General features: G+C 36.9%; 18 protein-coding genes. 4 read left to right on the top strand and 14 right to left on the bottom strand.

Going from position 1 to position 17,845, the window contains the following annotated elements; all coding sequences use genetic code 11:
• Window positions 1-26 precede the first annotated feature (26 nt).
• Entirely contained in the window at window positions 27-716 is a 690-nt protein-coding gene (locus N0B48_RS00185) for an HAD family hydrolase (protein ID WP_259835479.1), read from the bottom strand.
• A gap of 77 nt (window positions 717-793) precedes the next feature.
• On the opposite strand from N0B48_RS00185, the gene N0B48_RS00180 reads away from it, so the two are divergent.
• Both N0B48_RS00180 and N0B48_RS00175 read left to right on the top strand, forming a co-directional pair.
• Window positions 794-1,360, top strand: a complete 567-nt coding sequence (locus tag N0B48_RS00180; RefSeq protein ID WP_259835476.1) for a Crp/Fnr family transcriptional regulator — start codon at window positions 794-796, stop codon at window positions 1,358-1,360.
• A 232-nt stretch (window positions 1,361-1,592) separates the two neighbouring features.
• Window positions 1,593-2,093, top strand: coding sequence for a GNAT family N-acetyltransferase (locus tag N0B48_RS00175; protein WP_259835473.1), 501 nt, complete (start codon window positions 1,593-1,595; stop codon window positions 2,091-2,093).
• A 64-nt stretch (window positions 2,094-2,157) separates the two neighbouring features.
• Here the strand turns inward: N0B48_RS00175 and N0B48_RS00170 are convergent, their stop codons facing one another.
• The 6 genes from N0B48_RS00170 to N0B48_RS00145 all read right to left on the bottom strand — a co-directional run bounded on the left by N0B48_RS00170 (window position 2,158) and on the right by N0B48_RS00145 (window position 8,159).
• Window positions 2,158-2,646, bottom strand: coding sequence for a hypothetical protein (locus N0B48_RS00170; protein ID WP_259835472.1), 489 nt, complete (start codon window positions 2,644-2,646; stop codon window positions 2,158-2,160).
• 11 nt (window positions 2,647-2,657) lie between these two features.
• Window positions 2,658-3,485, bottom strand: a complete 828-nt coding sequence (locus tag N0B48_RS00165; RefSeq protein ID WP_259835469.1) for a GLPGLI family protein — start codon at window positions 3,483-3,485, stop codon at window positions 2,658-2,660.
• Between the two features lie 255 nt (window positions 3,486-3,740).
• A complete protein-coding gene (locus N0B48_RS00160) occupies window positions 3,741-5,099 on the bottom strand; it encodes an MATE family efflux transporter (RefSeq protein WP_259835466.1) in 1,359 nt (452 codons plus the stop codon).
• A 104-nt stretch (window positions 5,100-5,203) separates the two neighbouring features.
• Window positions 5,204-6,388, bottom strand: coding sequence for a sigma-54-dependent transcriptional regulator (locus N0B48_RS00155; protein WP_259835463.1), 1,185 nt, complete (start codon window positions 6,386-6,388; stop codon window positions 5,204-5,206).
• A 56-nt stretch (window positions 6,389-6,444) separates the two neighbouring features.
• Window positions 6,445-7,104 (bottom strand): YggS family pyridoxal phosphate-dependent enzyme, encoded by a 660-nt coding sequence (locus N0B48_RS00150; protein WP_259835460.1) that lies wholly within the window; start codon window positions 7,102-7,104, stop codon window positions 6,445-6,447.
• A gap of 188 nt (window positions 7,105-7,292) precedes the next feature.
• Entirely contained in the window at window positions 7,293-8,159 is an 867-nt protein-coding gene (locus N0B48_RS00145) for a polysaccharide deacetylase family protein (protein ID WP_259835458.1), read from the bottom strand.
• A 266-nt stretch (window positions 8,160-8,425) separates the two neighbouring features.
• Here N0B48_RS00145 and N0B48_RS00140 point away from each other — a divergent pair, with 266 nt between their 5' ends.
• Window positions 8,426-9,250: a carboxypeptidase-like regulatory domain-containing protein gene (locus N0B48_RS00140; RefSeq protein WP_259835456.1), complete on the top strand. Its 825-nt coding sequence runs from the start codon at window positions 8,426-8,428 to the stop codon at window positions 9,248-9,250.
• Between the two features lies 1 nt (window position 9,251).
• Here the strand turns inward: N0B48_RS00140 and N0B48_RS00135 are convergent, their stop codons facing one another.
• The 6 genes from N0B48_RS00135 to N0B48_RS00110 all read right to left on the bottom strand — a co-directional run bounded on the left by N0B48_RS00135 (window position 9,252) and on the right by N0B48_RS00110 (window position 14,892).
• Window positions 9,252-9,983 (bottom strand): DUF72 domain-containing protein, encoded by a 732-nt coding sequence (locus N0B48_RS00135; protein WP_259835455.1) that lies wholly within the window; start codon window positions 9,981-9,983, stop codon window positions 9,252-9,254.
• Window positions 9,984-9,988: 5 nt separating this feature from the next.
• Complete coding sequence (locus tag N0B48_RS00130; RefSeq protein ID WP_259835454.1) at window positions 9,989-12,853, bottom strand: heavy metal translocating P-type ATPase; 2,865 nt, start codon at window positions 12,851-12,853, stop codon at window positions 9,989-9,991.
• A 324-nt stretch (window positions 12,854-13,177) separates the two neighbouring features.
• Window positions 13,178-13,738: a helix-turn-helix domain-containing protein gene (locus N0B48_RS00125; RefSeq protein WP_259835452.1), complete on the bottom strand. Its 561-nt coding sequence runs from the start codon at window positions 13,736-13,738 to the stop codon at window positions 13,178-13,180.
• Window positions 13,735-14,127, bottom strand: coding sequence for an acyl-CoA thioesterase (locus N0B48_RS00120; RefSeq protein WP_034727696.1), 393 nt, complete (start codon window positions 14,125-14,127; stop codon window positions 13,735-13,737). The genes N0B48_RS00125 and N0B48_RS00120 overlap by 4 nt, the downstream gene beginning before the upstream one ends.
• 95 nt (window positions 14,128-14,222) lie before the next feature.
• Entirely contained in the window at window positions 14,223-14,633 is a 411-nt protein-coding gene (locus N0B48_RS00115) for a DUF6157 family protein (RefSeq protein ID WP_259835449.1), read from the bottom strand.
• Window positions 14,634-14,688: 55 nt separating this feature from the next.
• Window positions 14,689-14,892 (bottom strand): helix-turn-helix domain-containing protein, encoded by a 204-nt coding sequence (locus tag N0B48_RS00110; RefSeq protein ID WP_259835447.1) that lies wholly within the window; start codon window positions 14,890-14,892, stop codon window positions 14,689-14,691.
• Window positions 14,893-15,201: 309 nt separating this feature from the next.
• Between N0B48_RS00110 and rbp the strand changes: the two genes are divergently transcribed.
• Window positions 15,202-15,570, top strand: coding sequence for an RNA-binding regulator (gene rbp / locus N0B48_RS00105; RefSeq protein WP_076510160.1), 369 nt, complete (start codon window positions 15,202-15,204; stop codon window positions 15,568-15,570).
• A 482-nt stretch (window positions 15,571-16,052) separates the two neighbouring features.
• On the opposite strand, the gene N0B48_RS00100 is transcribed toward rbp, so the two are convergent.
• Complete coding sequence (locus tag N0B48_RS00100; protein ID WP_259835444.1) at window positions 16,053-17,843, bottom strand: DUF4153 domain-containing protein; 1,791 nt, start codon at window positions 17,841-17,843, stop codon at window positions 16,053-16,055.
• Between the last annotated feature and the right edge of the window lie 2 nt (window positions 17,844-17,845).

Below are 17,845 nucleotides of genomic sequence, written 5' to 3'. Positions count from 1 at the left end.
TCCTAAAAAGTCTTAATTAATTTTATTTATAAGTATTTCAACACTTCATCAATACTTTTCAGTTCCATAAAATGATCATGTTCCAGATGATGGTTATGCTGTTCATGGCTCCATGTCACATGGTAAGGGATATGTGCTGCAAAACCTCCGATTTCCAGGACGGGCAGAATATCTGACTTGATAGAATTTCCAAGCATCAGGAAGTGCTCAGGTTTACAGTCTAGGTGTTTCAATAGCTTTTGATAATCACTTTCTTTCTTGTCACTCATAATTTCGATATGGTGGAAATATTCCTGCAATCCTGAATTTTTAAGTTTCCGTTCCTGATCCAGCAGATCTCCTTTTGTGGCCACAACGAGTCTGTATTTTCCTTTTAATGCATCTAATGTGTCGGTGACACCATCCAGCAATTCTATGGGTTTCTGAAGAAGTTCCTGACCGATTTCAACAGTTCGGTTGATCAACAGCATCGATGCCATACCACCCGAAACTCTGCTCACCGTTTCGATCATACAGAGCATAAAACCTTTTACACCGTAACCATACAGATGAAGGTTCTGCATTTCAGTTTTAAATAATTCCTGAGATACAGAATGCTGTGGGAGATAATCTTCGAGCAGCACACAGAATTCCTTTTCCGCTTCCTGAAAATAAGGTTCATTGATCCAAAGGGTATCATCTGCATCAAAGGCGATGGTCGTTATATGATTATTCATTTTACTTTTGTATTTTTCTCCCAACAAAATTCAGTATAAAAATTCAATCACCAAAGGACATTTGTCCCGGATATAATATGTTACGAACGAATCAGTTGTTTTTAAACTATGCAGAAGATCTTTACGGAAAGCAGGAACGTAAAGAAGATATCATCATAAGATCTTTTTCCAAAGGGGAAAGGATATTGGCCCAGAATGAAAACCCTTCTAAAATAATGCTCATCAAAGAAGGAATTACAAAATGTTTTTTAGTTGAAGAAAATGACAAAGAATATATTGTTGAATTCCTGGGAAAAGGGGAGATCATCGGTGAAATAGAACAGATTCGTAATATTCCCTGTCTCTGCAGTATTGAAGCAGTAACCGACGTAACCGTTTATGCCATCGCTATACCGTATTTCAAATCATTAATCAAAAGCGACCTTCCCCTGAATAATCTCCTGCTGGACGTTTTTGCAGAACGAATCGTGAACACCTCCAAAAGAGCTTCATACCAACAATTGTATGCGGCTGAACACACTTTATCCCAACTTCTTGAACTCCAGAAACAAGAGGAAATTGAGATTTCAAAAGAAGATATGGCGGCTTACCTGGGAATTACGGTGAGAAGTCTGAACAGGACGCTGAAGAATTTGGGTAAATAAAGTAGGGAAGGTGGAGGATGGAAGAGGGAAGTTATGGAGTGCGAAAACACAGCTAGTACTGTTTTTACTTTACTAAATTTCACCAGGTTGTTTAAATGAAAGCCGAACAGTAACTTCCATCCTCCCTCTTCCAACTTCCATCCCAACATTAGTTGCAATTATTGATTGAATCTCTACCCTTAAAAGTTTTTTACTTCTTATTTTTGTAGAGAAATAAAACCGAACCTATAAAATGCAAGACTTACAATTCAGAGATGCTGACCTGAAAGATTTAGAAAAGATAGTTGAGATCTACAATTCTACCATTCCTTCAAGACTGGTGACTGCAGATACTGAAAATGTGTCTGTAGAAAGCAGAAAAGAATGGTTTGAAGAACACAATCCTGAAACAAGACCGCTTTGGATTATTGAAAATAATCATGAAACAGTTGGTTGGGTAAGTTTTTCCTCGTTTTATGGAAGACCCGCATACAATGGAACGGTTGAAATGAGTATTTATCTGGACGAATCCTGCAGAGGAAAAGGCTTTGGAAAAAAAGTAATGGAATACTGCATCTATCGGGCACCCGGCTTGGGAATTAAAACGCTTCTCGGATTTATCTTTTCTCATAATGAGGCCAGTATGAAACTCTTCAGATATTTCGGATTTGAAGAATGGGGAATGTTTCCCAACGTAGCGGTTCTGGACGGGATAGAAAGGAGCTTGACGATTTTAGGGAAAAGGGTTGGGTAATTGATATAAAATGAATTTCGCGAAGTCGGAGACTTCGCGAAATTCGTAAGGAATAGAATCAGATCTATTCCGGATATTTTAAATCGATAAGCTTAGCTCTATACTCCTTCAGTTTTTTGAGAATTTCATTTAAATCTTGATCTTTATTCAGGATTACAATACCATGATAAATAGGATAGTCATCTATATTTAGATCAAACTTGCTGAATGATTCTTCGGATGCTTTTGAATTTGATTTTATATAATCAGCTAAAAGAAAAATCAGATCAATATGGGGCTCGGATTTATAAACAGGTATATAATCTTTTTCTTCATGAATGTCAAAAAAATCCTTTATTGTTAATCTTAAATAGTCTTCAATGGCTAAAATTGCAAGTTTGTACATGGACTCATATTCCTTTTTCTCGTCCAATGAGCCCCACCAGTCAATTGCCAGTTCGCTTCCTCTGAAATATACTATTGCCTTATTTAAACCTTCAATAATGATTTCTAATCTTCCAAATGTAGGATCGAAGATAGCATGTCTTCGTATTTCTTCTATACTTAAATCCATTTTTAAAAAAGTTATTTCGTTTTAAAAGAAGGTTCCTTATCCCTTTCAATGTAAATATAACGGCTTTTTATCCCGTTCTGAAGCATTGCTTTTTTGCTGTTGAGCTCTTCAATCGTTTCTATACTTTCGTTCTTAAAAGAGGTTTTCTGACCGTTTTTTATACTTTCTGCTAACGTCCTTGTCGGATTTTCGTAAAAATCTTCGATGTACTTATTAAATTTCTCGTTGGAAATAGGGATCGCCGGTTTTCCATAATGGGTTTCTACGAATTCTTTAGTGTCATATTCGGTGTCCAGCTTTTTATTGCTGATCAGTTTATAGATGAAATTTTTATCCGTGTCTTCCAGAATAAAGATCAGACCGGGAAGTCCTCTGAATTTATACGGACCTTCTTTAATGTTTACCTCATTACAAAACCATGCATTCCATGTTCTGCCTCCGAAATCAGTGGTTGCTTTTTGAAGCTTATAGCCATTGTATTGTTGGGTTTCCTGAAGCAGTTTCCAGGTCATTTCGTCATTGGTATTCACTACAAAATACTCAAAAAAGTCTCTGTACCATTTGTTTTTAAATGAATTGGGTGCTCTTTCAATAACCTGATCTGTTCTTGTACTGTATCTCGAAACAGCAGTATTTGCCTTTTTGTTGATGGAATCATAATCTGCAAATTTTTGATCATAAAACTTGACGGATTTTGGGCTGATATCAAGATTCATAAGATTTTGTCTGTAATCTTCCGAACCCTCTTTCCGGTACTGAAGTTCATAAATAAATCTGTTGGTTTGTGATTGATAGAATGAACCTGCATACAAAGCGAGCAGGCATATAATTTTTTTCATGATTTTTATTGATTCTGTTTAATAGCGAGGCCAAAAATATAAAAAGCTGCGCGAAGTCGAAGACTTCGCGCAGCTTTTTTATTAAAATTTTTATAATGTTCGAAACACCGAAGTGGGAATAGAGAAGTTATTCAACCTCAGGGATAATTACAATGCGGTTTTAATCGGTTTTTTTGCTGATTAAATTTCACCAAACTATCAGAAATGAAAAACCCTATAGTAACTTCCATCCTCCTTCTTCCTGCTTCCAACCTCTTAATTCTGCTTAATTCTCTTCGCGGACATATTGAGAAATCGTTTCACCAGGAAAACCGCTGAAACGGTAAGTCCCAATCCTAAAGCGATCCACATTCCGAAAGCACCCATTTTTAAAGTGACGCACAAGAAATACCCTAAAGGAATCGTAATCACCCAGTAGGCGATAAAAGTATAGATCGATGGAATTTTTACATCCTGAAGACCTCTCAGCATCCCTAAAGCCGTTACCTGAATCCCATCTGAAAGCTGGAATAAGGCTGCGATAATCATTAGTTTTGAAGCCAGCATAATCACTTCAACTTCTTCTTTTTTAGTAAAGAAAGTCGGAAGGATATTTCTTCCCAGAACAAAGAACAATCCGCAGATACACATGAAAATAAAAGATATCTTCAGGTTATTGATCCCGACTTTTCTTAATTCAACAAAATTTTGTTCACCCAGCTTTCTTCCGATCATGACCGTTGAAGCCACACTGAATCCTACACAAAGGTTGAAGGTAAATGAAGCCATACTCAAGGCGATCTGGTGAGAAGCAATATCGTGAGCGGAGATCAGTCCACAGATAAAGGCAGCACCTGCAAAAGCCGTTACTTCAAAGAACATCTGTAAAGCAGTTGGCAGACCCAGTTTCACCATTTTATCGAACATATTTTTGGAGAACACCTGTATTTTTAAAGAAAAATCTTTGATATAGCGTCTTGTTTTTTTCTCTTTCACCAATACAACATACAAGAAAACCACCATGAAAATTCTGGAGATCAATGTTGCTAAAGCTGAACCTTTTACACCCATTTCCGGAAAGATCCAGATCCCTTTGATTAAAACATAGTTCAGGACAATGTTGATGATATTCGCAATGATCGTAGCCTTGGTTACGCCTATGGTATAGGAAAGTCCTTCGGAAACCTCACGAAGCGTCTGAAAAGCCATAAACGGGATCATACTGATCGCCATAATGCCCAGGAAATCTACCGTATTAGGAATGATCTTTGCCGGCTGCCCGGATTGATAGAGTAGTGGCATTCCCAAAAGCAAAACGGCCGTTAAAATAATTCCCACAGACATATTGATCACGAATCCGTGGCTGAATACAGAATTAATAGTTCCGTGGTCCTGCTTGGAGTGTGCTTCAGAAACCAGCGGAGGAATAGCAAATGAAAATCCCAGCGCCAATACAAACACCGAGAAAAACACAGCATTTCCCAATGAAACAGAAGCAAGGGCATCTGCACCTAAAAGTTTTCCGACAATAATATTGTCGAACAAATTCACCGAGACCTGCCCCACCTGCGTAAGCATTACAGGTAGAGCCAGAGTCAGGCATTCTTTCGTGTAGTTTTTGTTTAAAAAGCTCATAATATTTTATGATTCATATATAGTTTAATACTTAAAAAAGGTCAAAAAAAAATTTGCAGTAAGGCTACTGCAAATTTTTATAATATATTTAATGTTTAATTAAATTATTTCCTTACAAAACTTGCAACATCCTCCTCGGAAACAGAATTTCCGCCAAGAATAATTAATCTTTCCACAACATTTCTCAGTTCTCTGATATTTCCGGTCCATGAAAGCACTTTAAGCGCATCAATTGCTTTATCATCAAATTTTTTCACGGCAGTACCATGTTCATCGGCAATCATACCGGAAAAATGATCTACTAACAATTTGATATCATCTTTTCTGTCATCCAATGGTGGAACGTAGATTTCAATCACAGAAAGCCTGTGGTAAAGGTCTTCCCTGAATTTCCCTTCCTCAATTTCCTTCTGCATGTTTTTATTGGTTGCTGCAATGACTCTTACATCAACTTTTATTTCCTTATCGCTTCCCACAGGAGAAACTTTGCTTTCCTGCAATGCTCTCAAGACTTTAGCCTGAGCAATAAGACTCATATCTCCGATCTCATCCAAAAAGATGGTACCTCCGTTAGCCTGCTCAAATTTTCCCTGCTTGTCTTTAATAGCGCCTGTAAAAGAACCTTTTACGTGCCCGAAAAGTTCAGATTCAATAAGTTCAGACGGAATAGCCGCACAGTTGACCTCAATCATAGGACCTCTTGCACGCTCACTTTGGTTGTGAATAGCATGAGCTACCAACTCTTTTCCTGCTCCATTTGGTCCGGTAATCAGAACTCTGGCATCGGAAACAGCTACTTTTTCGATCATATCCTGAATTTTTTTCAAAGCAGGAGAATCACCGATCATCTGGTATTTTTTGTTGACCTTTCTTTTTAAGGTCTTATTTTCAGTTTGGAGATTTTTATTTTCCTTTTTCAGACTTTCTTTAGCTAAAGCATTTTTAACGCTTGTAATCAGTCTGTTGATATCGATAGGTTTGGAAATAAAGTCGTATGCACCTTCCTTTAAACAGGAAACAGCAGAATCGATGTCTGCATGGCCCGAGATCATCACAAATGTACTTTCAGGCTTCAAGATCATGCTTTGCTTTAAAAGTTCCGTTCCGGAAAGTTTAGGCATCTTGATATCGGAGATCACCAATGCGAAATCTTCTTTTTCTATCTGTTTGTAGCCCTCAAGGCCATCTTCAGCGATAACAAATTCGTAATCGGTAAGTTCATCAGAAAGGATACTGTGTAATACTCCCGAGATTGCTTTTTCGTCTTCTACAATAAGGATTTTTTGCATAGTTGCAAATTTAGATTTTTTGATTCAATTATTAGCAAAAACCATACCTAAATATACTATTTTGAGTAATCTCTTCTCCCGAAAATAGCAGATCCAACCCTCACGGAATTGGCACCGCATTCAATGGCAGAAGGGAAATCATCACTCATTCCCATAGATAATGTTTTAAGTGTTTTTAACTGATTTAATTCATCAAAAAGCCCTTTTAAAATTAAAAATTCACTTTTTACCTGATCTTTATCATCCGTAAATGTGGCCATGCCCATAAGTCCAGTAATTTCGACATTGGAAAATCCCCCGTCAATATATTTTTGAAATAGAAATTTCGCCTCATCTATCTCAAGTCCGAATTTACTTTCCTCAGCCGCAATTTTCACCTGAAGCAATACCTTAATCGTTCTGTCGTTCTTCCCTGCTTCTTTACTGATCTCAGCCAGAAGTTTTTCTGAGTCCACACTTTGGATGGTATCAATGAAAGGAGCGATGTGTTTTACTTTATTCGTCTGCAGATGCCCGATCAGGTGCCATTCTATATCTTTGGGCAGGAGAGGATATTTCTCCATTAGCTCCTGAACTTTGTTTTCGCCAAAAACTTTCTGTCCCAGATCATAAACCTCCTGCACAGCCTCAACCGGATGCGTTTTTGAAACTGCTACCAACTGAACTCCCGCCGGAAGCTGATCTTTTATTGCTGTATAATTTTCTTGAATACCCATAAATGCAAATTTCTGAATTATAAAAGGAAAAAACTAATGAATCTGTAAAATAGTTATTGACTTTTGCTAGTTGCTAGTTGCTAGTTGCTAGTTGCTAGTTGCTAGTTGCTAGTTGCTAGTTTACCACCAATGTAATGTATTCCTGCATCATTCAATTGTTACACTGTTAGATTATTACATTGTTACATTTAATTCAGAATATCATTAATCTTCGGATACTGCGAGATCTTCCTGAACACAAATTTGTTGCTTTTTTGCAGCTTTTCAATAAACATGTCCAGCTCATTGATAGAATCTGCATCTCTCAGATATTGGTCATGGGTAAGGAAAACCAGGTGTCTTGATGTTTTTTCCAGATCATTAAGGAAAATACTGTCTACCTTTTTGATCATGGCTTCGTGGCTGCCTTTCAAAGTCATTTTTTGAGAAGGTCTCCATTCAAGATCCCATCCGATTACTTTGTAGCCTGCTTTTCTAAGGCCATTGGCGGCATCGGTTGAGCCTTTAATATCCGTAACGTTAATATTGTTCAGTCTCCAGATATTTCTGCCCGGAGTTCTTGCTATTTTATCGTAAAGCTTCAGACTGTCTTTTGCGATGTCAAAATCACGGACAACAGCATCGGCATTTTTGTAAAAATCTGTGTATTTGTTATGGGCATGGGTAAAGCTGTGATTGGCCAGTTCGATCAGAGGGTTGCTTTTCAGCAGCTCCAAATCATCTTTCTGTCTCTTGCTTCCATAGGCATGTTTCCCTACCAGAAAAGCAGTCGCACAAACATTTCTTTTGTTTAAGATTTTAAGAAGATTTTCCGTTCCTTGGTTGGGACCATCATCAAAAGTAAGGTAGATAATTCTTTTATCGGTTTCTACGCTCTCATCATCTATTTGGGGGACCGTTTGTACGGTGGGATGTTCCTGTGAAATAATCTGAGCAGATTCTTTCACATCGGTTTTGTCATTACAGCTGTTGAATACAAGTGAGGCCGCACTCATCAATGCAGTCATCCCAAGAAAAGTCATGTTTCTTGACTTTTCCCCAAATTTTTTTTTCATAAAGATAATGGAGATTTAAATAGTTAAAAATCGTTAAAATAGTGCTGAAATGTTAACAAATTATATGCCATCATTTGTTAAATTTTTACTTTTTAAGTTTATTTTAAGGACTTTATTTTAAAGCATATTTCAGATAGAATAGCGGGTTTGTAGATTATGTTTTTGTATTTGTTAATTTTAACATTTATAAATAGTAAATCCATTTATTTTTTCTATTTGTATTGAGGTTTCCTTATTCTTCCTATATTCGGGAATTATTTTATCTGATGAATTTTAAATATCTATTTATTCTTCTGGTTACGGCCAATTTATCTGCTCAGAAGATTTCAGGAACCATCTTTTCAGAAAAGCATCAGCCCATTACAGATGCCAGAATCGGAATTGAGAATGAAGATACCGGAAGTATTACCGATCAGGAAGGAAAATACCTTATTGATATTACAGGTTTAGATAAAAATAAAATATTGAAAGTAGAGGTAAACGGATACGAACCTTTTAAGATCAAGATTTCAGATTTTGAAGCTTTACAGAAATATGATATTTCACTCAATAAAAAAGCATTTGAAATTGAAAATGTCAATATTATTCCAAAAAAATATTCTCAAAAGAATTTTGGAACCAGAAATTCAAAAAGAGTGTATTGCGGTTATGATTCTCAGGATGTAAAGAAAATTTTCAGAGAATATGCTATAAAGATTAAGAACCAAAGAAAACTAAAGGTAAAAAAGATCAATCTTAATCTCTCTTCTTTTGCCATTGAGGAACCTATTACTCTGATCTTTGATATTCAAAAATCTGCAGGTGATTTTCCGGGAGAATCAATGATGAATGAAACGTTGAAGTTAACGATAACCAAAGAAGATATTCGGGACAATACCATTTCTTTAGATCTGAATGATAAAAGCATTTGGTTGAATGAGGATTTCTTTGTTTCCGTAAGGGCTTCCGAAGATTTTAAAGGGAAACTTTTTTTGGGAGGAAATATTTTCGCGTTTTCTAAAAATACCTATTACCGAAATTATTTTGGGGAATGGAAAAAGTTCTCAGCAGGAGAGCCTTCCATTAATGTGGATGTTTTGATAGAAAAATAAATTATTTCTCTAAAATTTTCTTAAGATACAGCGCATTCTTAATCGCAGCAGTTCCCCAGGTATTATTGAAAAATATAAATGCTTTTCTTTCTGATTGTTTGATTTTTTCCGCAATAGCATCAATGAATTCTGAGCTGTACTCGGATTTATAAAGGACCGGTTTTCCATGGAGCCTATAATAGAGGATTTCAGGATGATTGATGATTAAATCTTCAGGAAGATTACCAGGAAAGCTTACCCCGGAAAAAATGATATTATGATCTTTTAAAAGAGTAAAAATTTCATCCGTCCACCAGGATTCATGGCGGAATTCAATGACATTTGCATATTTAAAATCAAGGTTGGATACAATCAAGTCCATATTTTCCTGCGATTTTTTAAAAGACGGCGGAAACTGATACAGAAACCCGGAAAGCTTTTCTTTTAAGTGAGCCTGAATATGGGCGCAGAATTCCGAAATATCTTCTTTGGCTTCTTTCAGACGTTTTTCATGGGAAATGGCTTTCGGAATTTTGATGAAGAACTTAAAATCGTCGGGCGTTTCATCATGCCATTTTAGAAGTGTTTTTGCGGTAGGTTTTCTGTAAAACGTAGAATTGATCTCCACCGTATTGAAAACCTCGGAATATAAAGTAAGAAAGTCTTTACTTTGGGCGTTTTCAGGATATAGCGCCCCTTTCCAGTCGTTATTATAAAATCCCGAACATCCAATGTAAAGACTTCCTTTTTTCATGTTTTCTATTTTACATCCGCATCCAGATCTACAGAATTTAAGCGCAGTGAATTCAGAATAACAGATAGTGAACTGACACTCATTGCGGCGGCTGCGATCATGGGTGATAACAGTATTCCAAAGAAAGGATACAATAATCCTGCCGCTACCGGAATACCCAATACATTATAGATGAATGCAAAAAACAGGTTTTCCTTGATGTTTTTAAGAAGTTTTTCACTTAAGAGTTTTGCTTTTGCGACTCCTAAAATATCTCCTTTCAATAACGTGATCTCTGCACTTTCCATGGCAACATCAGTTCCGGTTCCCATCGCAATTCCTACATTAGATTGAGCCAGAGCAGGGGAGTCATTGATTCCGTCGCCGGTCATCGCTACGATTTTTCCTTGCTGCTGTAGTTTCTTAACCTCATTCAATTTGTCTTCCGGAAGGCAGCCTGCTTTATAATGTTTAATTCCTAATTCTTCGGCAACTGCTTTAGCTGTGTGTTCATTGTCTCCGGTCATCATAATGACATCAATTCCCTCATTCATCAGGCGCTGAACTGCTTTTTTGGAAGTCTCTTTAATTTTATCGGTAAAGCTGATGAAGCCTAATACATTTTTATCCTGAGCGATATAAGAGATGGTATGTGCCTTCGACTGTACTTCTACCGCTTTCTGTTTTAATTCCTGCGGAATGGAAAGGTTGCTTGAGATCAGAAGGCTTTCGTTTCCTAAATAGACCGTTTTTCCATTGATATTTCCCTGAACTCCTTTTCCTGAGATATTTTCAAACTGATCTACCTTTTCAGCCGTTAAATTTTCTTCTTTTGCTTTTTTGATCACCGCATTGGACAACGGGTGTTCCGAATTTTGATTAAGAGAAAAGGCTAGTTTTAAAATTTCATTTTTGTCTCCGTTTCCTGAAGTTTCGATATATTCTACAGACGGTTTTCCTTCTGTTAATGTTCCCGTTTTATCAGTGATCAGAACATTTACTTTATGCATTTGTTCCAAGGCTTCTGCGTTTTTGATCAGGATGCCGCTTTTGGCTCCTTTCCCGATTCCTACCATCAGAGACATTGGTGTGGCTAATCCAAGTGCACAAGGACACGCTACAATTAAAACTGCAACAGCATTCACGAACGCAAATAAACTTCTCTTTCCTTCCGGTCCGAAAAATTGCCATAGAACAAACGTCAGAACCGCAATCAGAATCACAACCGGAACAAAAACTTTGGAAACCTTGTCGGTCAGTTTCTGGATAGGTGCTCTGCTTCGGCTGGCTTCATTTACCATTTTGATGATCTGGGAAAGAAGAGTTTCATCGCCTACTTTTTCGGCTTTCATGATGAATACTTTATTCCCATTGATCGTTCCTGAAGAAACCCTGTCATCAATACTTTTCTCTACAGGCATGGGTTCTCCGGTGATCATGCTTTCATCTACTAAAGAAGCTCCTTCAGTGATCTTCCCATCAACAGGGATTTTTTCACCCGGTTTTACTTTTAAAAAATCTCCGATTTTCACCTGAGAAAGCAATACTCTTTTTTCTTCTCCGTTCACGATAAGATTGGCTTCGTCCGGAGAAAGATTCATGAGTTCCTTGATCGCATTTCCTGTTTTTTTATGGGCTGCAGCTTCCATTAATTGTCCCAAGATTACAAGGGTCAAAATCACACAGACTGCCTCAAAATAAAGTGGAATTTCATGATTGTGCCCTCTGATTTCGTGAGGAATAATATCCGGAAATGCTAATGCCACGATACTGAAGATAAATGCTGCAGCAACGCCCAAAGCAATCAGACTGAACATATTTAAATTCCAGGTTTTGAATGAAACCCAACCTCTTTTCAGAATAAACCATCCTGAATAAAAAAGAACAGGAAGCGTAAGGGCAAGCTCTATGAATCCCTGTATTTTACGAGAAAAAGGAAAATTAATAAACATTCCACCCATCGAAAGAATAAAAACAGGAACGGTAAAGGCCAGAGAAATGAAGAATTTCTTTTTTAAAATATTATAAGTTTCATCCTCTTCATCACCTTCATTGTCGGGCATTCTTACCAGATCCATTCCGCAGATCGGGCAGTCACCAGGCTCGTCACGAATGATCTCCGGGTGCATGGGACAGGTATATTTTGCGGTTTTCTTTTCAGGATATTTTACCAAATCCATTCCGCAGACAGGACATCCTACGTTGGAATCATAGGTTTTGTCACCTTCACAATACATAGGACAATAATACTTTCCAGCCATATCATCAGTAACTTTCGGTGCTTCATGATGATGGCTGTGGTCGTGATGATTATGATGGGAATGAGCGTGCTGGTGATTATGAGAAGCCGCATTTTTGGCCAGATCTTCTGTGATGTCTTCCAGATGCATATGACAAACCGGACAGTCGCCTTTTTCATCATACACTTTATCGCCTTCGCAGAACATCGGGCAATAGTGTTTTCCTACGTTGTCTTTGAAGTTTTCCGGAAGATAAGTTGAAGAATAGGTTGGTTTATGATTGGGGTCCTTAGCATGTTTTTCCTCGATGGGAACCAGATACATTTTACAGTCCGGACATCTTTCGCCTTGTTTGAAATATACTTTGTCACCTTCACATTCCATCGGGCAGTAATAGACCGAAGATGGTGAAACCCTGTCCTGAGGCTTTACAAATGTAATTTCAGGTTTCTTAGGGTCTTCAAGTCTGTATTTATCTCCTAAAGCATTATTTAAAACTGAAATTTCGATTTCCTTATCGGAAGTGATGGTTGCCGTATGGGTTTCCAGATTGACATCGGCCGTTACTCCCTCAACACTGTTGAGTTTTTCAGAAATTTTTTTCTGACAACCGGAGCACGTCATTCCGAGTATAGTATAGTGTCTGTTCATGATCCTTGAATTTATAGTACAAATGTCCAAAATGAATGGCTAAGGCTGTTATAAATTTAAGGATAATAGTTATAGAATTTTGCCGTGACTGGGATTGAGCGTTTTAGAGTTGGAGTGTGGGAGGGTTTGAGTGTCGGAGTGTGGGAGTGTTGGAGAGTTTTAGAGTTTCGGGAAGCGGGGTGCGAGTTTCAGGGTACGAGTTTCGGGTGAGGGTTTAAGAATGTCTGATATTGTAGTAATTGAGTAGTGTGATTTAAAACACGCTTACGCACAAACTCTCCCACACTCCGACACTCAAACCCTAAGACACTCAAACCCTCCAACTCAGAAGCTGTCCAGAGTCTTCCTTTGATGATCCTTCAGTTTTTTGAATTCTGTAGGAGTAAAACCTGTAATATTCCGGAATTGGGAAGAAAGGTGCTGAACACTTTTATAGCCAAGCTTTCCGGCAATTTCGGTAAGGGTAAATTCATTATAAAGAAGCAGTTCTTTTACCTTTTCAATTTTATGAAGGATAAAGAACTGTTCCAGGGTAATATTTTCGTTTTGGGAAAAGGTTTTGGAAAGGGAGCTGTAGTCCTTATGAATCTTTGAACTTAAAAAATCCGAAAGAAGAAAATCTTCATCAATATCCAGTTCACTGATTTTGAGAATGATCCTGTTTTTGATCTTATCAACCAATTGATGGGCAGAATCCATAATCCTTTCAAAACCCGTTTCGAGAAGCTTTTTTTCTAGAGCCAGCATTTTTTCCGCAGGAATATCCGTTTCAGTCTCTACTTCTCCCAATGTGATGGAATGTAGGTTCACATCTGCTTCACTGAATATTTTTTCTACCGCGGAAATGCAGCGGTTGCACACCATGTTTTTAATGAAAATTTTCATGGTTTGCTCAATCTGTCTTTTACGAATTCGATCTGTGTTTTTCCGTGCGGTGCAGGATTTCCTTCACTGTCCAGGTTCACCATTACAATTTTGTCTACTGTGATAATGGTCTGGTGGGTCATTTTATTTCTTACATCACATTTTAAGGTTACGGAAGAAGAACCGAAGTGTGTAGCTTCAATCCCTATTTCTATAATGTCTCCCTGTTTGGCAGAGCTTACAAAATTGATCTCTGAAATAAATTTCGTCACTACTTTTGTATTTTCCAATTGAATAATGGCATACAATGCGGCTTCTTCGTCAATCCACTGTAAAAGTCTTCCTCCAAAAAGAGAATGATTCGGGTTCAGGTCTTCGGGTTTTACCCATTTTCTGGTATGGTAGTTCATCTTTTAATAATTTGCTTCACAAATTTAGTGTTAAAAACTGGGTTTATCAAGGAAACTGTATTTACTGATCTGAAGGAAATGATTCATTTTCTCAATCATATTTTCTTGGAGCGCATGGCTTTTACCTTTTTGATGGTGCTATCATGTAAAAACTTTTGATATTCGTCACTTTCAACCGGAAAAATGGCGACTTTGCTATCTTCATTATGATGGATTCCGAATCCGTAACGTTTGGCCAAAGGGGAGGATCTGAGGCAAGGTTGACCTTTAGAAAAGAAATCAATTCTTGCCTGTGACTTTTCACTGTCAGAAATATCATTTTTTACAGCATAGCATTCAAAAACAATATCATCAGAAGAATACCGGTAAGGCTCTTTTACAATTTGCTCATATTGAAGACTGGCCAACGTCTTTATTTTCTTTTCGGGAGGTGTTTCAGCCTTTGAGACGGGGCAATCGTCGGCGATTTCAATAAAAGTATTGGTGTAATTGGTGGTGTGCATCATATATATATTAGGTATAGAGATTAGGGATACAAATTTATTTAATGTTCAGTATGGATTATTCCCGGAACTCCAGAATATCTCCGGGCTGGCAGTCCAGGGCTTTGCATATGGAATCCAGGGTGCTGAAGCGGATGGCTTTGGCTTTTCCTGTCTTTAGATTTGAGATATTGGACAGGGTGAGATTTATCCTTTCTGAAAGCTCATTCAGTGACATTTTCCTCTTGGCCATCATCACATCAAGGTTTATTATAATAGACATAGTGATTATATTGGGTTATATTTGCTGTTCCGGCAGGATTCCTGAACTGTTTTTTATTATGTTAACTAACTTTAACTTTAAGCGAATTTCGGTAAAAATTTATTGAATAACAATACTTAATTGATGATAAAAAATAAAATTAACGTATAATTTCAATAGAGCATGGTAAATACTTAAAAAAAAACTTTGATTTTAATTTATTAATTGTATCTTGCATACGTTTATATTTGGAATCAATATTTGTTCATTAATTTATGTTGTTTTTCTCTTATATATCAAATTTTTATTAATTTTTAATTTTTATTTAAAATGAACATTTTTGTTTCAAACATCAATTACGCAACTAAAGAATATGAGTTGCACGATCTATTCGCAGAATTTGGTGATGTATCATCAGCTAAAATCGTTACAGACAGAGAAACTGGCCGTTCAAGAGGTTTCGGTTTTGTAGAAATGGGTGATGAAGAAGGAAAGCAAGCTATCGAAGCTCTTAACCAGAAAGAATTCAACGGAAAAGAGTTGAACGTATCTGAAGCTAAGCCAAGAGAAGAAAAGCCAAGAAGAAGCTTTGACAACAACAGAGGAGGTGGTTACGGAGGAAACAACAATAGAGGCGGCGGTAGCGGCTACGGTGGTGGAAACAGCCGTGGTGGTAACGGCGGCGGAAATCGTTGGTAAAAATATAAGGCGGCTTTTTAGCCGCTTTTTTTATGCATTATTTATCCCTTTTTAGAAAGGGATATTTTTTTTTGCATCAGTAGTTGGGAATATTTCGGATCATGTATGAAATTTATCGACTAAACAAAAATTAATTACTCTCGTGGATTATACAGATAGAGCAGATCTTTTACCATCATTATATATCCATTTCCCTTCCTCAGAATCAATGAAATTGATTCCACCTTGGCTTCCCTTTATAAACGATAGGATAATTTTGGTTTGCGTTAGAAAAATAAACTTTATCTGCTTCGGCTTTTGAGATTGATCCATTAACAGTAATGTTTTTTTCACGCAAAGATTTTACATTAACCATGTATACTTTAAGGATTGCAAAGACGGAATCAATCAAGATTGATTTGACTAAGCGAACGTGTTAAAAAGGATGAAAAAATAGAGGTAAAACAAAAAAGCCGTTTCACAACTATGAAACGGCTTTATATTTATTTCTCTTTGATTAGCATAACTGCATCCTCATAGAACATATTGTATTGTTTGCTGTGAGGGGCTTTATCTCTTGAAATATTTGGGAAAATAATTTTGATATGGTATTTACCCAGATCACTTTCCATAGAAATATCTTTCAGTAGTACGGTTTCCGTTTTACCTTTATTTTTTTCGAATAGTGTGTTCATTGCTGAACTGAAATCTATTGCTTCTTTAGAATTGAGAACCACTTTTATAGTACGTGAATTATTGGTCTCTTTCTGGTTATCTATCAGAAATGTGTCTCCATTGATATTGCTTGATTCCTGATTATAGCTGTTAAAATTGATTAAGTATTGATAGCCTTGAATAGAAGTGACTTTCGTTTCAGATTCCAAAACAAGTCTTTCGAACTTTGAAATATCTGAAATTTTATCTACATGCGTAAATGCATTTCTGATACTGTTGTTAATTCCCCACGAAGTAGGACTTTCAAAATCCTTGGCTAAGAGGCTCTTTGTCTCGGGATCCACAAGATTAAGCAGGAAATCTTTCTGCTTTCTTTCCGCCAGAAAGCCAAATTTATCAGCAATTTCATCAACCAGCATATCGGAAATTTTCTTCTCGAAATTGATCTTATTATTCACTAAAAGTTTATTGTTTTCCAGCAGCGCAACCAATTCATTTTTCTGGCTTCTTTTTGCAACGCTGAATGCATTCAGATAAGGAAAAATCAAGGAAAAAACACCAAATGCAAATAAACTGATCGGAATGAATTTTATACTTGCTTTTTTATTCCATATAAAATAAACGACTACACTCAGGAGCCATAAAGCCAGTAATAATACAAAGTATCTGGGTTCTGTATAGCCGTATTCTAAGATTCTTGTAAATATCGCCGTAAATAACAAGACAATTAATGGAATAATGGTGTAGTAAAACAGTTTTGAAAATACTTTCACCCATGATTTCGCCTTTTCTTCTTTAAGCGGATATACGAGTAGGAGTGCAAGAATTCCAACAATACTATAGGCGAGTACCAGATAAGAAACCCAGCCGCGTGGAAGCTCCCAGTTGATGATTATTTTAAATGAATAAATATAAAGAATGATCAGATAGATGAAAAGCAGAGGGATCAAAACAAATTGGGTGAAAAATTTTAAAATCACGGGGTAAGTTCCGTCCTTTTCAAGATAGCCTAAGCCCGTCTCATTGAATAGCAGAAAGATAAAACAGCTTCCGAAAATAGCTAAAACGTAAAACGTGTCTATATAAAGGTTGTCATTGAAATTAAAATCAAATAATTTATCTACAGCCAGAATTGCCAGCTCAACACCACCTGTTAGTACTCCAGTGAATACCGCTGTCAGAAAGATATTCACGAAAAGATTCTTATTGTACTGCCAGAAATTAAGTTCTTTGTTTTTTTCTAAAAATGCGGCAAAAGAAACCAGTAAATGAGACAGAAGAAACGTAATGGCAATAATGAAGCCATGAACTTCTGTAAAGTCTTTTTCTTTATGAGGCAGAATGAAAAAAAAGCCTATCAGAAAAGCGGTTCCCAGTACTTCCAGTAACAATCTTTTTCCAATTCTTTGTGAAAGGATTTTTAAAGCAAACATTAAAGAAATTCCAAGACAGCAGCAGGCAATGAATTTTGAATGGGTAAAGAAAAATTCGCGGTCGTACCTGTTATTTACGGTCAGAACAGCCCCGATTGAAGAAAGCAGAGCCATGAGTAAAACCATCGGATAACGTAAGATGACATCCTGCGCTTTTCCGGTTATTTCCTGGAATTTCGTTTTCATGA

Source organism: Chryseobacterium herbae (assembly GCF_025154075.1).
GTDB classification, from domain to species: domain Bacteria; phylum Bacteroidota; class Bacteroidia; order Flavobacteriales; family Weeksellaceae; genus Chryseobacterium; species Chryseobacterium herbae.
Note: the sequence above shows the minus strand (reverse complement) of the source record. Positions and strands in the feature narration are given on the sequence as shown.

Coding starts and splice junctions, on each gene's coding strand:
- N0B48_RS00160 (WP_259835466.1), bottom strand. CDS start 5,099: ATGAGCTTTTTAAACAAAAACTACACGAAAGAATGCCTGACTCTGGCT.
- N0B48_RS00145 (WP_259835458.1), bottom strand. CDS start 8,159: ATGAAAAAAAAATTTGGGGAAAAGTCAAGAAACATGACTTTTCTTGGG.
- N0B48_RS00115 (WP_259835449.1), bottom strand. CDS start 14,633: ATGATGCACACCACCAATTACACCAATACTTTTATTGAAATCGCCGAC.
- N0B48_RS00135 (WP_259835455.1), bottom strand. CDS start 9,983: ATGAAAAAAGGAAGTCTTTACATTGGATGTTCGGGATTTTATAATAAC.
- N0B48_RS00130 (WP_259835454.1), bottom strand. CDS start 12,853: ATGAACAGACACTATACTATACTCGGAATGACGTGCTCCGGTTGTCAG.
- N0B48_RS00125 (WP_259835452.1), bottom strand. CDS start 13,738: ATGAAAATTTTCATTAAAAACATGGTGTGCAACCGCTGCATTTCCGCG.
- N0B48_RS00120 (WP_034727696.1), bottom strand. CDS start 14,127: ATGAACTACCATACCAGAAAATGGGTAAAACCCGAAGACCTGAACCCG.
- N0B48_RS00100 (WP_259835444.1), bottom strand. CDS start 17,843: ATGAAAACGAAATTCCAGGAAATAACCGGAAAAGCGCAGGATGTCATC.
- N0B48_RS00185 (WP_259835479.1), bottom strand. CDS start 716: ATGAATAATCATATAACGACCATCGCCTTTGATGCAGATGATACCCTT.
- N0B48_RS00155 (WP_259835463.1), bottom strand. CDS start 6,388: ATGCAAAAAATCCTTATTGTAGAAGACGAAAAAGCAATCTCGGGAGTA.
- N0B48_RS00180 (WP_259835476.1), top strand. CDS start 794: ATGTTACGAACGAATCAGTTGTTTTTAAACTATGCAGAAGATCTTTAC.
- N0B48_RS00175 (WP_259835473.1), top strand. CDS start 1,593: ATGCAAGACTTACAATTCAGAGATGCTGACCTGAAAGATTTAGAAAAG.
- N0B48_RS00150 (WP_259835460.1), bottom strand. CDS start 7,104: ATGGGTATTCAAGAAAATTATACAGCAATAAAAGATCAGCTTCCGGCG.
- N0B48_RS00140 (WP_259835456.1), top strand. CDS start 8,426: ATGAATTTTAAATATCTATTTATTCTTCTGGTTACGGCCAATTTATCT.
- N0B48_RS00110 (WP_259835447.1), bottom strand. CDS start 14,892: ATGTCTATTATAATAAACCTTGATGTGATGATGGCCAAGAGGAAAATG.
- N0B48_RS00170 (WP_259835472.1), bottom strand. CDS start 2,646: ATGGATTTAAGTATAGAAGAAATACGAAGACATGCTATCTTCGATCCT.
- rbp (WP_076510160.1), top strand. CDS start 15,202: ATGAACATTTTTGTTTCAAACATCAATTACGCAACTAAAGAATATGAG.
- N0B48_RS00165 (WP_259835469.1), bottom strand. CDS start 3,485: ATGAAAAAAATTATATGCCTGCTCGCTTTGTATGCAGGTTCATTCTAT.